Annotated in this window: 11 protein-coding genes and 1 pseudogene; 5 read left to right on the top strand and 7 right to left on the bottom strand. The window is 69.8% G+C overall.

Translation table 11 applies throughout. The features are described 5' to 3' along the window. The first annotated feature begins 472 nt into the window (after positions 1–472). Both ACWCP8_RS11265 and ACWCP8_RS11260 read left to right on the top strand, forming a co-directional pair. Entirely contained in the window at positions 473–1,486 is a 1,014-nt protein-coding gene (locus ACWCP8_RS11265) for a sodium:calcium antiporter (protein ID WP_451115533.1), read from the top strand. Between the two features lie 144 nt (positions 1,487–1,630). Continuing rightward, positions 1,631–3,202: an LCP family protein gene (locus tag ACWCP8_RS11260; protein WP_451115531.1), complete on the top strand. Its 1,572-nt coding sequence runs from the start codon at positions 1,631–1,633 to the stop codon at positions 3,200–3,202. Positions 3,203–3,642: 440 nt separating this feature from the next. On the opposite strand, the gene ACWCP8_RS11255 is transcribed toward ACWCP8_RS11260, so the two are convergent. Genes ACWCP8_RS11255 through ACWCP8_RS11230 form a run of 6 tightly spaced genes read right to left on the bottom strand, consistent with a single transcriptional unit; the run spans position 3,643 to position 9,364 of the window. Then, a complete protein-coding gene (locus ACWCP8_RS11255) occupies positions 3,643–4,833 on the bottom strand; it encodes an MFS transporter (RefSeq protein ID WP_356005829.1) in 1,191 nt (396 codons plus the stop codon). Continuing rightward, entirely contained in the window at positions 4,830–5,396 is a 567-nt protein-coding gene (locus ACWCP8_RS11250) for a Chromate resistance protein ChrB (protein ID WP_451115528.1), read from the bottom strand. Before ACWCP8_RS11250 ends, ACWCP8_RS11255 begins: the two co-directional genes overlap by 4 nt. Positions 5,397–5,416: 20 nt before the next feature. Continuing rightward, positions 5,417–6,907: a hypothetical protein gene (locus ACWCP8_RS11245; RefSeq protein WP_451115526.1), complete on the bottom strand. Its 1,491-nt coding sequence runs from the start codon at positions 6,905–6,907 to the stop codon at positions 5,417–5,419. 20 nt (positions 6,908–6,927) lie between these two features. Then, positions 6,928–7,806 carry a phosphatase PAP2 family protein gene (locus ACWCP8_RS11240; RefSeq protein WP_451115524.1) on the bottom strand — a complete coding sequence of 293 codons (879 nt, stop codon included), beginning with the start codon at positions 7,804–7,806 and terminating at the stop codon, positions 6,928–6,930. Then, positions 7,803–8,678 (bottom strand): VTC domain-containing protein, encoded by an 876-nt coding sequence (locus ACWCP8_RS11235; RefSeq protein ID WP_352267377.1) that lies wholly within the window; start codon positions 8,676–8,678, stop codon positions 7,803–7,805. Before ACWCP8_RS11235 ends, ACWCP8_RS11240 begins: the two co-directional genes overlap by 4 nt. Continuing rightward, positions 8,675–9,364 (bottom strand): DUF4956 domain-containing protein, encoded by a 690-nt coding sequence (locus tag ACWCP8_RS11230; protein WP_451115522.1) that lies wholly within the window; start codon positions 9,362–9,364, stop codon positions 8,675–8,677. The genes ACWCP8_RS11235 and ACWCP8_RS11230 overlap by 4 nt, the downstream gene beginning before the upstream one ends. A gap of 185 nt (positions 9,365–9,549) precedes the next feature. Between ACWCP8_RS11230 and ACWCP8_RS11225 the strand changes: the two genes are divergently transcribed. After that, positions 9,550–10,221 (top strand): response regulator transcription factor, encoded by a 672-nt coding sequence (locus ACWCP8_RS11225; RefSeq protein ID WP_352267375.1) that lies wholly within the window; start codon positions 9,550–9,552, stop codon positions 10,219–10,221. Next, entirely contained in the window at positions 10,218–11,618 is a 1,401-nt protein-coding gene (locus ACWCP8_RS11220; protein WP_352267374.1) for a HAMP domain-containing sensor histidine kinase, read from the top strand. The genes ACWCP8_RS11225 and ACWCP8_RS11220 overlap by 4 nt, the downstream gene beginning before the upstream one ends. Positions 11,619–11,970: 352 nt before the next feature. On the opposite strand, the pseudogene ACWCP8_RS11215 reads toward ACWCP8_RS11220, so the two are convergent. Further along, positions 11,971–12,309 (bottom strand): annotated as a pseudogene (locus ACWCP8_RS11215) (hypothetical protein); the annotation flags it as partial. A gap of 973 nt (positions 12,310–13,282) precedes the next feature. On the opposite strand from ACWCP8_RS11215, the gene ACWCP8_RS11210 reads away from it, so the two are divergent. Continuing rightward, complete coding sequence (locus tag ACWCP8_RS11210) at positions 13,283–13,807, top strand: hypothetical protein (RefSeq protein ID WP_352267373.1); 525 nt, start codon at positions 13,283–13,285, stop codon at positions 13,805–13,807. Positions 13,808–14,289 lie beyond the last annotated feature (482 nt).

Genomic DNA, 14,289 nt, shown 5'->3' with positions numbered 1-14,289 from the left:
GCTAGTCGTTCCAAGCGTTATCCCTTCCGCAGCCGGTATCGACCCTGGAGCGGGGGAGTGCGCGCGCTATCAGCAGGTGCAAGGAGGAGTGACCGCCTCCGGTGCGGGGCAGCGGGTGGCGCATCGCTCCCTGGACCAGGGCCAGGGGCGCGGCTGGTCTTCGGTCAGCCACGGATGCGCGGGGGCTGGGCCTTTTCGGGGCGTGCTGGGTCTGTGTACAGTGGGCCGCTGCGAAGGGGAGTAGCCCCGCAAACCGGTCGTCGACATGCTGGAGTCCTTGTGGCTCCCGGTGGCCGGGCCCGTGCAGGATCTGCCGGGTGGGCGAGACCTTCGGCTCTTTGTCGACGATGTACGTACGTCGCGGGGCCGAGGTCGTACGCCGGGACTCCTACCGCGTATCGCCCAGGATCCCGCGGTGCGGGAAAGCCGGGCGGTCAGTGTGATCCATTTCGTTTTGCTCATTGTGTGTGCGGTGGCGATCTATCTCTCGTGCGAGTGGTTCGTCAACGCGGTCGAGTGGCTGGGACAGCGCCTCAATGTCGGGAAGATGGCGGTCGGCACGATCCTGGCCGCGTTCGGCACAGCGCTGCCCGAGTCGGTGGTGACGCTGGTCGCGGTTACCACGGGCGCCACCGACGAGGCCAAGAACATCGGCGTCGGCGCGGCGATGGGTGGCCCGCTGGCGCTGGCCACGGTCGCCTACGGCGTGACCGGCGCGATGCTGCTCCTCAAGCACCGCAAGGAGCGCAGCCTGGTCCTGGTCACCACCGGCATGCCGGCCAGCGGCCCCGACGGGGTTGAGGCGCTGGGTGATGAGAAGGACATGAAGCGGCTGGCCAAGGATCAGAAGTGGTTCCTGCCGATCTTCATTGTCAAGGTCGCTCTCGGCCTGGTCGCCTTCGCCTTCAAGCCCGCCCTCGGCTTGCTGTTCTTCGGCGCCTACGCCGTCTACTTCTGGCGCGAGATCCGCAGCGGTGACGACGGTGAGGAGGACGAGGCGCTGGAGCCGCTGAAGCTCCAGCCCAAGGCCGCCACCCCGGCCACCTGGGCGGTGGTGGTCCAGACCCTGGCCACGTTGGCCGTGATCTTCTTCGCGTCCCAGCTGTTCGTGAAACAGCTCGACGCGATCGGCCCCATGCTCGGCCTGTCGGCTGCGGTCACCGCGCTGCTCCTTTCGCCGATCGCGACAGAACTGCCCGAGATCATGAACGCGATCATCTGGGTCCGCCAGGGCAAGACCAAGCTCGCCCTGGCGAACATATCCGGCGCCATGATGATCCAGGCGACCGTCCCCAGCGGCCTGGGGCTCCTGTTCACCAGCTGGAAGTTCGACGGCGCCCTCCTCTGGGCCGGGCTGATCACCATGGCCGCGATCGTCTACCTCCTGGCAACGATGCGCGCCCACAAGCTCACCCCCGGACGGTTGGCCGTGACGGCCCTCTTCTACGTCGTCTTCGGCCTGGGACTCATCCCGATCCTGGCCTGACGGCCCCCACCTTTTGCCGTGTCGCCCGGAAGGGCCGCCACGGCGTTTCCCGGACTTCGCGTCCCCATGCGTCACCCGCGCTCCCGCACATGGCGGGGGCTTCCCTCGCGCCCACCCCCTGGGCGCCCGGACGAATGCGTGATCATGACCGCCGAGCACCAGATACACGACACCACCCAGCGGCCGGCCGTACCCGGCCACACATCACCGTCATCACAGGGTCCGGGCCGCCGTCGCAAGCGCCCGGCCGAGCCGTCCGGTGCGCGGCGGCGGCGCAGGCCCCGCAGCCACAAGAAGCTGTTCCTGGCCACCACGGCAGCGGTCATCGTGCTGGCCGTCGCGGCAGGCGGCGCCGTATATCTGCGGCTGTCCGGCAACATCGACACCTTCGACGGCAAGGGGCTCAGCCACCACCGCCCGGAAGAAACCCCGGGCGACGCGCAGAACATCCTGCTCATCGGATCCGACAGCAGGTCCGGCGACAACGCGAAACTCGGCGGCGGCAAAGACCCGGTGGGCCGCTCCGACACCACGATCCTGCTGCATGTCTACGCCGACCACCGCCATGCGGTCGGCGTGTCCATACCCCGCGACTCCCTGGTCGACATACCGCCCTGCCTGCTCCCCGACGGCACCTGGTCACAGACGCGCACCAACGCCATGTTCAACTCCGCCTTCACCCTCGGCAGCACCGCGTCCGGCAACCCTGCCTGCACCCAGAACACCGTCGAAGCACTGACCGGGCTGCGCGTCGACCACACCGTCGTCGTCAACTTCGCCGGCTTCGCCGCGATGACCGAAGCGGTAGGCGGCGTCCCCGTCTGCCTGCCCAAGGACATCCACCAGAAAGACCTCAACCCCAACCGCCCCACCCAGGGCAACCTCGTCTACCGCAAGGGCGAACAGAAAGTCTCCGGCAAGGCCGCCCTCGACTACGTCCGGCTGCGCCATGGCATCGGTGACGGCTCCGACATCGGGCGAACCAAACGCCAGCAGGCTTTCATCTCCAGCCTCATCGGCCAGGTCAAGAAGGAAGGGTTCAGCCCCACCACCCTGCTCCCGCTCGCCAATGCGGCGACAAAGTCCCTCACCGTCGATCCCGGCCTCGACTCGGCAGGCAAGCTCCTGTCCTTCGCCATGTCGCTGAAGAACATCGACCTTGCCAACATCCAGTTCCTCACCGTCCCCTGGCGGTACAGCGGGGCCCGCATCGCCCTCGTCCACCCCGACGCCGACAATCTCTGGACCACCCTCAAAGAAGACCGCACCCTCGACGGCAAACCCACCGCACAGCACACCCAGCAGAAGAAGGCCACCCCGGCCCCCACCGCCAGCACGGTCAGTGGCGCCGGCATCACCGTCGCCGTCTACAACGGCACCACCACCCGCGGACTCGCCGCCCGCGCGGCCGACCTCCTGCGCGCCCAGCAATTCACCGTCTCCAGCACCGCAACAGCCACCTCACAGAACCACACCACCACCCTCATCGAGTACGGCACCGGCCTCAAAACACAAGCACAGACCCTCGCCGCACTCTTCCCCCACGCCCAGCTCCACCCCATCCCCGGCAACCAGATCAATCTCATCACCGGCCAGGACTACGCCAACACCCCCACCACCACCTTGCCGGCACCCACAGCCGCACTGCCCTCAACCGTCACCGCACAGGCACGCCCAGCCAACCGCAGCATCTGCTCCGACCTCTCATACGGCTGACCCCGCACCACCGAGAGACCCTGGACGCAGCGCCACCTCATCGCGTTCGGCGCGGGTGAACCACATCGTCGTTCGCGCTCGCCGAACACCTGGCGGCCGCCGGCATCTCAGCGTCGATCGGCTCGGTCGGAGACGCGTACGACTGTCAGTCTTCTCGTACCGGATCCCGCAAGGATCGGGTGGTCCCGGCTGAGGTGGTCTGACTCTTGCGCACTACCTGACCACCACGAAACCCCAGGTCTCAACCGACATCTGAGATCTCTACCGAACCCGGAACGGTTCAGATTCATGGTTGGCGGATCTGTTGTCTGGTAGCTGGCGAGTTCTTGGCCGGACCGCATCGAGTCACAGCTCAGACGTGCGCCTCATCCTGGGCTGCGAAGGCGACTGGGAGCCGCGCCGCGCCGCCGGCGGAGTGCTGCGGCGCCCGTCTCACATCTCTACGTGTGTGGCTTGCCCATCGGTGCGGGTGGCGTGCGTAGCCGGGCGACCAGGAGGGCAATGGGGCGTGCTGCCAGGAGCAGGGCGAGTGCGGCGTAGCCGTAGGTGAGGGTGGCCAGGGTGGCGATGGAGGCAACGAGCAAGGGGCCGCCGGCGTCGCCGAGTTCTCGTCCGAGTTCGGCGGATCCCATGGTCTGGCCGAGGCGTTCGGGGGGTGTGGTCGTGGCCAGGGTGGCGAACCCGAGTGGTGTGATCAGGCCGGTGCCGATGCCGATGAGTGCCGCGGCGAGCAGCACCCCGGCCAGCCCCGGCAGCATGGCGCAGGCCAGGCCCGCTGCCGTGGTCAGCAGACCGATTCCGATGCCGGTGCGTGCGGTGAGGCGGCCGGTGTCCAGGGCTCGTCCGGTCCTGGGCTGAACGATCGCGGCGCACGCGGCAAGGACCGAGACGGCCGCGCCGGTGGCCACGGTGCCGAGCCCGGCTGCCGCGCCGGAGACGGGCAGGAAGCCGACGCCGACGGAGAGCGCGGCGGTGGCGCCCGCGAGGGCGGCGGTCGGCCGCAGGAAGCCGGGGTCGGTCAGGCGCCTGGCCAGGTCCGCGAGGGTCTGCCTCGCGCGCGGCAGCGGCGGTACAGGGGGGACGACGAGGCCGGCCCATGCCGCCACGCCTGCGGCGAGCAGGGCGAGGACGGTGAACAGCAGGCGCAGCCCGCCAGCCCACACCAGTACGCCGCCGAGCAGCGGGCCCAGCGTGTAGCCGATGGACTTGTAGAACCCATAACTGCCGAACGCGCGGCCGTGCTTGGCGGCCGGGTTGAGGCGGGCGACGAGCGCGGAGGCCGAGGGGGAGAACGCGGAGGCGGCTGCTCCCTGGCCCAGGCGGGCCGCCCACAGCCAGCCGGGGCTGTCCGCCACCGCATACACGGCGGAGGCCGCCGCGAAGGCGATCAGTCCGCCGAGGAGGACCGGGCGGGCTCCGACGCGGTCGGCGAGGGTGCCGAAGACCGGCTTGAGGAGTACCTCCGCCCCGTCGTACAGGGCGAGCAGCCCGCCGAGCACCATGAGTGAGGTCACCGCGTCGCCGGAGAGGGCGCCGAGGTTGGCCGCGATGCCGTGTGCGCCGAAGGCGGTGGTGAAGGCGGCCGCGTACAGGGGCCACATCTGCCGCCGCGGTGCGGGCTGTGTGGTCATCGGCTGTCCTGGGGTGTCTCGTGCAGGGCCCGGAAGACCCGTTCCGCGTAGTCCTCGCATGCCCCTGCGCACTGCCGTAGGCGTTCGCCGGCCTCGGCGGCGGTCGGGGCGCCGAAGACGTCCCGCACCGTGAGGTCGCGGTGCCAGCGCCGCAGCCGCTCCAGGCTCTGTTCCTCTTCTTCCAGCTCCGCCAGGGTGAATTTGGCCTGGCGGATCTCCTTGGCCAGTTCCGCCTCGTACTTGCCACAGTCGGCCAGGAACTCGGTCCATTCCGCCTGCCGCGCGGCCGTGAACATTGCCTCGAAGCGGGCCGCGTCGGCGGGTTCGCGCCCCACCGCTTCCAGGGTCACGGCCTCGCCTTCGGCCCGCTCGGCCAGCGCGATGGCGCGCCGGACCCCGTCGGCGAAGGCCGGAACATCGGGTACGGCCCAGATTCCCTGGCCCAGGGAGAGGGCCCCGACCTTGCGCAGCTCCCGCCACACGGCCACCCGGTGGCGGGACGGCTCGGCGGCCAGCCTGATCACGAGCACCAGCCAGCGCACCCTGCGATTGTCAGCAGTCACGCCGAAGAATGTATCAGCCGTTACTTTTCAGCCTGTGACTTGAAGGGTGAGAGGTAGACGCGGTAGCCGCGGTGGATGAGCAGGCCGGGAAGCCGGTGGGAGTTCCAGTGACGGGCGTACCCGGGCGGCTTGTGGTGGGGCTTGACCAGGACCACGACCGGCTCCTGCCGGGCGGTGGTGAGGATCTCGGAGACCGTGGTGTTCCGGTTGTGTCCGGTGATCTGCCCGGAGGTGCATCGGGCCTGATATCCGACGGGGGTGGCGAGCCGGCCGGTGATCAGGCAGGGCGGTCGTACTCCGTGCCTGCGTAGGTCGGCCGCGATGCGGGCGTAGTCGCCGGTGACGTCGGCAACGGTGTGCACGGCGCGGTCCAGGATGAGGTGCTGGCTCACCAGCTGCAGTACGACGAGGGCTGTGACGAGGGTGGTGGCCGCGGGCCGCAGCCGGGGGCGTACTGAGCGGGCGGCAGTGGTCACGGCGTGCGCGACGGGCAGGGAGAGCAGCGCGTAGGCGGGGAGCAGGAAGCGGGGCGCCGCGTAGTCGATGAGCAGGAGGTACGGGACGGCTACGGATGCGCCGCACACGGCGGGCAGCAGGGCCGTGGCCGGTCGTCGGGCGCGGGCGGCGAGCAGGGCACCAGCCGCGGCGAGAGGCGGAGTCGCGAGCCACCAGATCGCGCTCGTGCGGTGTCTCCAGGGCACCGAACAGGGCCGGCACAGCTCGGGGCCGCCCGCCAGCGTGCGCAGCTGGTCGCCGATGGCGAGATGCCATCCGATACCGCCTTCGATGGCACTGGAACGGTGCAGCCGCGCGGCCACTCCGCCGTAGGACAGGTAGGCCTCGACGATCCACGGTGCGCCGCCCAGCGTGAGCCCGGCGACCAGGACTGCGAGCAGCCCCGGGCGCCGCCACCGGCGTACGACGAGGCCGGCGGTGGCCATCGGCAGTGACAGCCACACCGCGTCCGAGGGCCGCAGCAGCGCGGCGGCCGCGAGGGCCAGGCACAGTCCCACCAGGGCGCGGCGGTCGCCGCGGTCCCCGGCGGCCCGCAGGAAACAGCCGACCGCAGTCAGTGCACACAGGGCGACCCAGAGGTTCGGCATCGCCTGCGGGCCGTACAACTGGGTGATCCACAGGCCGGAGAAGAGCAGTCCGGCCAGGGTGACCACGGGCAGGGGCAGCAGCCGTCGCCATACCCGCAGCGCGAAGAAGAGCCCGGTGGCGGACAGGGTAGCGAGATAGAGCCGCAGGGCGAGCGTGGACGACGTGAGGAGGGTCAGCGGTGCGAGCAGTATCGGCACGCCGCGGGCGCGTGGCGCGCTGAAGTACGCGGACGGGATGTGCGGGGTGACCTGGCTGGCGTACACCGACTCGTCCCAGCTGAGGTTCAACCCGGGGATCACGAAGAGCAGTTGGGTCAGGGCGAAGGCGAGTGCGAGCCCCGCCAGCGGGAGCAGGTTGCCGGCCGCGACGCCCGCCCGGGTGGGGCGGGGGCGCGGCCTGATCAGCATCACCGGGCTCATCGCCTCGGCTACTTGCCCGCGCCAGGTGTGGAGGCAGCGCTGGCGAAGTAGTCGCCGACGAGGTCGCCGGCCAGGGTGCCGGCCGTGATGTCGCTGGGCACGTGACCGGCCATGTAGATGCGGGAGTAGACGATCTGGGCGGCCATCGCGCGGTAGTCCTCGGCGCGGTGCGGGGCCCAGTCGCCGAGGAGGGTGACTGCGGCGGCAGCCTTGGCCGCGTGCCGGGAGGGGTAGGAGTAGGGGCCCTTCTGCCCGGCAGTGACGTGCTTGTCGGGGCGCAGCGAGGGATCGAGGACATAGGGGGCGGGCTGCTTGTCGCGGGCGGCGACCTTCTCGGTGATCGCCTTGGCCATCTTCAGGGCGCTCTTGAGCTGGATCTTGTCCACGGCTCCCTGGCCCTGGGGGAGCAGTTCGCGCTGGTCGTGGGCGTAGAGCTTCCAGATGTCGCCCTTGCCGTGGACTTCGAGCCAGGTCGCGGCCTTCTTGCCGGCGGCGGAACGGTTCTTGGCGAGCAGCTGCACCTGGTGCAGCTCGCCGGTTCGGGCGGCCTTGGCGGGAGGCGCGGGCACCTGCTGGACGACCCAGGCGGTGAAGGCCTTGTCATCCCGCGCGGAGCCGTGTGCCGCCTTCCACGTGGCGAACAGGGTGTCCGCGGTGTGCTTCTGCGCGGCCTGCTGCTCGGCGAGCGCGGCGACATCGGCGTCGGCGAAGAGCGCGGGCGGCGGGTCGCTCTTGATCCGGTCGGTCGCTCCGGGCTTCTTCGTCGACGCGGTGGTCGCGGCTGCCGGCGTGGTGGCGGCCGTGTGGACCAGGCCGAAGGCTGCGGCGGCGGCCGCGATGATCGCGATCACGGCGTACTGCCACTTGATGGAGCGGAGGCGGTTCATGCGGGGAGGGTCCTTTCGGGGCGTGTGGCGGGTGCTGTGGGGTGCGGGCCCGTGCGGAAGCGGGTGCGGGCGAGGCGGCGCATGTTGTTGTCGGGCAGATTCGGCACGAGCAGCGAGAGCCCGATGACGTATTTGCTGATGGACACCGGACGGGCGCCCAGCGCGAGCAGGCCCCGGTCGGCGGGGGCGGGCCGGGCCGTGCCCTTGGTCTCGACCAGGACGTAGCCGTCATTCAGCGCGGCCGTTCGGCCGTCGCGGTGGCAGGTGAGCAGGCCGTCCAGGGTGAGACGGGTGCCGGCTTCGAGGTCGGCGAGGGCGGCACGCCGGTAGCGGACCTCGCCGGCCGCCGCGAGATCGGCAGCCCTGACATCGACCCCGGCAGCCTCGATCACCCTGTCGACGAAGGCGGCGGCCTCGGTGCCGGCCTCCAGACGGCCGTAGGCATCCGCCTCGATGCGATGGGCGTGCTTGACCGTGGCGCCCCGGCCGTCCTTGGTCTTGATCTCCATCCGGCAGATCCCGTCCTCCGCATACAGCCGGGTGCGCACCTTCCACCGGCGGCGGCGCCCCTGATTGTGTGCGCGCCAGGCGGCCAGGTGAGCGGTGTCGAAATAGGTGCTGCGGTACTCCGTGGTACGGCGCCCGCGAATGTCCAGGACGTGATGGGTGCCGGCCAGTTCCCCCACCAGCCGGGCCGCCGACGCGGCCGGTATCAGGTATTTGCGGTCCACCCGGTGCTGGAGTGCGGCCACGGCGTCCACCTCGGCGAGCGGGACCCCGCGCAGTTCGTCCAGTCGCAGCAGCCGCGCGAACCCCTCACCCGTTCCGGCCGCCGCCCCCGGGCCTGCAGACATGGCGGAGGTGACACTCACAGCGACTTCCCCGCCTCGGGAAGGTCGGTGGCGAGCGGCAAGGCGTCCTGTGGATCCCGCTGGGCCGGGAGGAAGAGCTCCGTGCTCTCCTCCGCGGCGTAGCGGACGGAGACGCGGGTCGTCTCCCGCACGTAGTCGATCTCGTCGACCTCGACGGCGAGGGGCGCGGTGCCGAGCCGGGTCGTCAGATCGGTGCGCAGGTCGGCGGCGTCACGGTAGACACGGTCGAGGGTCACCTTCATGGTGCGGGTGGGCCGGTACGAGGACGGGGCGTCGACCAGCAGCACCGCGGCGAGCAGCAGCACGTCGATGGCTATGATCATCCACGTCTCGCGCTGCGGCAGGCCGTTGCTCAGCGCGATCACCAGCGCGATGAACGCGTACGCGACATCTCTGACCGTGAAAGCGGCGCTGCGCAGCCGGACAAGGGAGAGGATGCCGAAGAGGCCGAACCCGACCCCGGCAGGGAACTTGCCTGCGCTGATCGCGGTCATCGCGGCGAACAGCCCCAGATTGAGGGCGGTCAGGGCGAGCGGCATCTCCGCCACACTGCGTCGGCGCCGGTACAGCCAGCCGACCAGTACCAGGATGGCCAGGACGTCCAGGCCGGCGCGGGCCGTCAGGTCGCCCACGGTCAGTGCTGCGGCGAGGGACTTGTCGGCAAGCAGGTATATCGGGGGATGCATGGTCGTGGTCTCCGTTCCCGGCAGCGGCCGCCGCCTGTGGCGGTCAGGGGCCGGTGCTGCCGCAAGGTGACGCACGCTAGGGAAGTCGCATTAACAGACCATGAAGCCTTGCCCATGCCCATGCCCATGCCTCGCCGGAGCACGGGGCGCACGACTCCTCCCGCGCGCAGAGCTACCCTTCCGGGGTGCACTTTCTGGTCGTCGAGGACGAGGCCCGGCTCGCCGGCCTGATCATTCAATACCTGAGCGAATCCGGGCATACCGCCGAGGCTCGTCATGACGGGCTGAGCGGGCTCGACGCCGCCCGCGATCCGCGCGTGGACGCAGTGATCATGGACGTGATGCTGCCGGGCATGAACGGCGTGGAGGCGTGCCGTACCCTGCGCCGAGAAGCCAACGACGTGCCCGTGGTGCTCCTGACCGCCCGCAGCGCGGTCAAGGAACGCGTCGCGGGCCTGGACGCCGGCGCCGACGACTACCTGGTCAAGCCCTTCGCGATGGAGGAACTCAGCGCCCGGCTGCGCGCGGTCTCCCGCCGCCGGCCCGCCCTCGGCAGCCGTCTCGAGGTCGGCGACCTGGTCCTCGATCCCGACGAGCAGCGCGCCTGGCGCGCCGGATCCGAACTGGACCTGTCCCGGCGCGAGTTCGCCGTCCTGAAGATCCTCATGGAGACCCCTGGGTGGGTGGTCAGCCGGACACGGCTCCTTGAAGAGGCATGGGACGGCGAGGCGGACCTGAACAGCAACTCCGTCGACGTCCACATCTCCAAGCTCCGCGCAAAGATCGACAAGCCCTTCGGCCGCAACAGCATCACCACGCTGCGCGGCACGGGCTACCGCCTGGAGACACAGATATGACACCGGCTGCGCAGGCAGCGACCAAGACCGCCGACCGCCCTCGGGGTCTGGGCCGCTGGCAGCGACTGCCCATCGTGCTGCGCCTGGTCCTCGCCGTCGCCGTCACCATGTCCCTCGTGCTGAGCGGGGCGGGCGGCCTGGTGTACTGGCAGGTCCAGCAGGCCCTGGACGAACAGCTCGACGCGGACCTTGGCACCTACTCCCACGACCTGCGGGTCGATGTCCTCGCCGGCCGCAAGCTGGGCGGCCCGGACGGCAGCGCCTACCAGATCCTCACCCCCCAGGGACGGATCATCGAGGCCAGCGACCTGGTCCGGACCCAGCGCCTGCTGAGCGGAGCAGCCATCACATCGGTCGCCGGCGGCACCGCGGTCCGCCGCGACATCGGAGGCCTGGCCTCGCTCGACCCGCACACGCTGCGCCTCAAGGCCCAGCGGGTCCAGCTGCCTGACCGCACCGTGATCGCGGTCGCCGCCGTGCGCCGCGGCCACCGCGACGAGGCCCTGCGTGAACTCCTCGCACAGCTTGCCATCGCCATGGGACTCACCCTGGTCGCCGCCTCCTACGTCGGTTACCGCACCGCCCGCGCCGCTCTGGATCCGGTGGAGCGCTACCGCCGCCGCGCCGCAACCCTGGCCGATGGCACCTCCGGGGTGCGGCTGCCCGTTCCCGAGGACCGTGACGACGAACTCACCCGGCTCGGGCACACCCTCAACGAGATGCTCGAGCGCCTCGAAGCCGCCGCCGAACGCGAACGATGCTTCCTCGCGGACGCCAGCCACGAACTGCGCACCCCGCTGTCCCTGCTGCGTGCCGAACTCGATGTCGCCCTGCACCGGCCGCGCCCCGCCGCCGAACTCACCGCCACTCTCCACTCGGTGGACAGCGAAGTGCAGCGCCTCATCGACCTGACCAACGCCCTGCTGGACCTGGAGCAGCTCGGCGGCACCGACCACCTCACCCGCTCCCCGATCGACCTGCCCGAGCTGATCGCCTCCGCGGTCGCTCCCTACCGCGCGGGCGCCACACGCGAGCACCGCACCATCAGCATCGACGCGGCACCCGGCACCGTCGACGTGGACGCCCACTGGATCCACCCGGCCATCGGCAACCTCATCGACAACGCCCTGCGCCACAGCCGCGGCCACATCCACATGACCGCAACCGCCGCCGACGGGCGCCTGCGTCTGACCGTCACGGACGAGGGACCCGGCTTCCCACCCGATTTCCTGCCCAAGGCCTTCGACCGGTTCGCGCGCGCCGAGGCCAGCCGCACCAGCCCCGGCTCAGGACTCGGCCTGGCGTTCGTCGCCGCGGTCGCCGCCTCTCACGGCGGCACCGCGCTCGCCGAGAACACCGGACAGGGCGCCGCCGTCAGCGTCGACATCCCCTGCTGAGAGGCGCCCTCTCGGACGCGGCGGGACGAGCAGACCTCTGCATCAGCCGCTGCCGGGTGGCCCCGCGCTTCTTCCGCCTGACACATCCCGCGGAAGACGCACGGGAAGCACCCGGCGGCCGGCCTTGCTCCCGAGCGTCGTCTCGATCCACCTTCCGATCATGCCCCTCCGGACAGACCCTGGGCTGTCCGCCGGTGCGGGGCCTCGTCATCGGGGATGTCCGGGGAGGCGAAGTGGAACGGCACCCCAAGGCGGTCGGCCAGGGAACGGCCCGCCTCACCGGCGGCGGTGCCCGGCCGCCGGGTGCCAAGACGGTGGTGGACGGTGGCCGGGTGGCCTTCTCCGAACGTCGTCAGTACGCCCCGAACGACCAGAAGACGCCCACCTCGTCGTCGGCCACCGCGATCAGGCCCAGGTCCTCGAAGAAGTCGAGGCCGTTGAGGTACTCGGAGGTGAGGAAACCACGGGATTCCGTGCCGTGGAGGCCTGCTGCGAGGAAGTCCGGAGCCGGATCAGAGGCGGCGGCCGTCGCGTTGGTCCAGTAGCGCGCGGTGGGCCCGTACCGGTCGAGCAGGGTTCGGGCATCCGCCGGCACGGCGTCCCGGTCCGGGCGGGAGCGGACGGGGGCGGGCTCCGACTGCCATCCCTCGGCCATGATGACGAGCACGGCGACCGCCGCCTCCGCCTCCAGGCGGTTGTGGTTATGACCTGGGGGTCATGCCCAGCCCTTGTGCGAGTCCCTGGGCCGCTGCCCCACGCTGCAGTGCCCCGCTTTCCCCCGAGCCGCCTCTGCGCCGCAGTACGACCAAGCACACCCCGGCCACGGTCGCGAGCACAACCGCCATGGAAACAATGAAGATCATGGGTCCCCCTTTGTCCGGCGGAACCGTCCTGTGGTCCCTTGTCGATCCGTTACTGACAGTATCGGCGCGGTGGCGGAGTTTGTGAATACCGCGATCATCGCGTCTATAGGCCGTCTCCTTCGGGCTGTGCCGGCCCGGAGTGATCGGCAAGGCGCGCGCTGCGGCGAACGATCCGGAGGAGCGACGACACCGTGCCTCAGCCGGCCCGAGGCAAGCACGGTGCTGTCGAAACTCGTGAACATTCCGTCCCGGCCTCGGGAGCCTCATGCCTCCCAAATCAGTATCGAAGTGCTGTCCGTTCTCATGGACGAAGCCACCGGCCGGGACGTGTGCGCCGGCTCCCCGGCAGGATGTGAACGGGCAACACTGCTTTGGGAGCGAGGTGGGGCGAGTTGAGGTCTGACCTGCGGGATACCGACTTCGGCGGCTGCCGGCTGTGGCCTCCGCCAGCGGGCGCAGTTCCCTGTGAGTCCCCGCCCGATCTGGCGCGGTTGTGGCACGGAGGACATCTGATCCGCAGCTCCAGCGAGTCGTCGCAGACCTCTTGGCGGGGTGACCGTGGCAACGAAAACGGCTGTGTCTTCTTGCCCTCGGTCTTGTCTCCAGTCTTGGTGAGCTGGGTCTTTTCCGGTCGGGGTGGTGTACGCCCGTGGGCAAATGGTCGTTGCTGGTCGCCGTTGGGTGATGGCGAGCGGCCCAGGACGGCCCAGGGACGGCCCGGAGAGGCGGCATTGGTGTATCTCATGTCGGAGTTGCTGGTACGGTGCGGCCGCGATCAACCATCGGGTTCGGGGAGGGGCTTTGAGAGCGAAGACGCTGCTCGTGTACGCCGACAACGACGTGTCGGACCCGTTGCGACGAGTGGGGCCGGCGGACCTGGCGCGGGCGACAGGTCAGATCACGGGCTCTCGTCGCCGTGTGGCGGCTGTTTCGGTCCGCGCGCGGCTCGTCGCGGTAGCGGCCACGTCCCTGCTGGCTGCAAGTTGCGGAATGCTGGACGATCCGGTCAAGGACCGCTGGGAGTCCAGAACTGAGTTTTCAAGTTGCGGCAAGGTGAGCTTGGCTCAGGGTGAGGAGATGCAGAAGCAGGCGGTGCGGGAAATCGTCTGCCTCCGGCGAGCCCTGGAGAGTGGCCAGAGCGCAGAACTGAAGGTGACCTATCCCACTGTGGAAGGTGACCCGATTCGCGAGTACTACCGCTTGACGCCGCAAGGCAGGCTTGAGGTGTACACGGACAGCACGGACGACGGCAACTCGGACCAGAAGTGGTCGTTCGCTGAGTGCTACACCCCGGAATGGTTGGCTGAGATTTCCTGCGATCAATGACCAGGCCAACGCGATGAGGTCGTCCATGGTCGCCTGGCAACCGACTGGAACCCGCAATGGGGCAGCCACGCAGTCCCGAGGTTCCCTGGTGAATCGATCACATGCTCGTCTACAACTGCGCGCGGAACATCAGCGATCAATGCGCGAGCCGCGCCAAGCGGCATACGTCGCCTATGCCGAAGGCTTCAGAGCTTCTTACGACCTCTACCAGAAGTCCGAGTCCCAGCTGGAACTGGCCATGGAGTTCAGTGGGACTCGGGAAAAGAGTCTCGCTGACGGCATGGCGAGGTGTCGATGCGACCTATGGGCGGGAGGTTCGCTGGGGTCTGCTGGGCGGGTCGCGAGGGGGGACGAGGATCGTCGACGGTTACTGCCGGTCGGCTACTGCCGGTTGGCTTAGTGGTCGCGCGGATAGGCGTGGTGGGGGCCTCGGCGGCAGAACTGGCACAGGTCTCGGTGATCACGGAGTTGTGACGCTCAGT

The sequence above is a fragment of the Streptomyces sp. NPDC002206 genome, from assembly GCF_053593595.1.
This window is presented reverse-complemented; position numbering and strand designations above follow the sequence as displayed.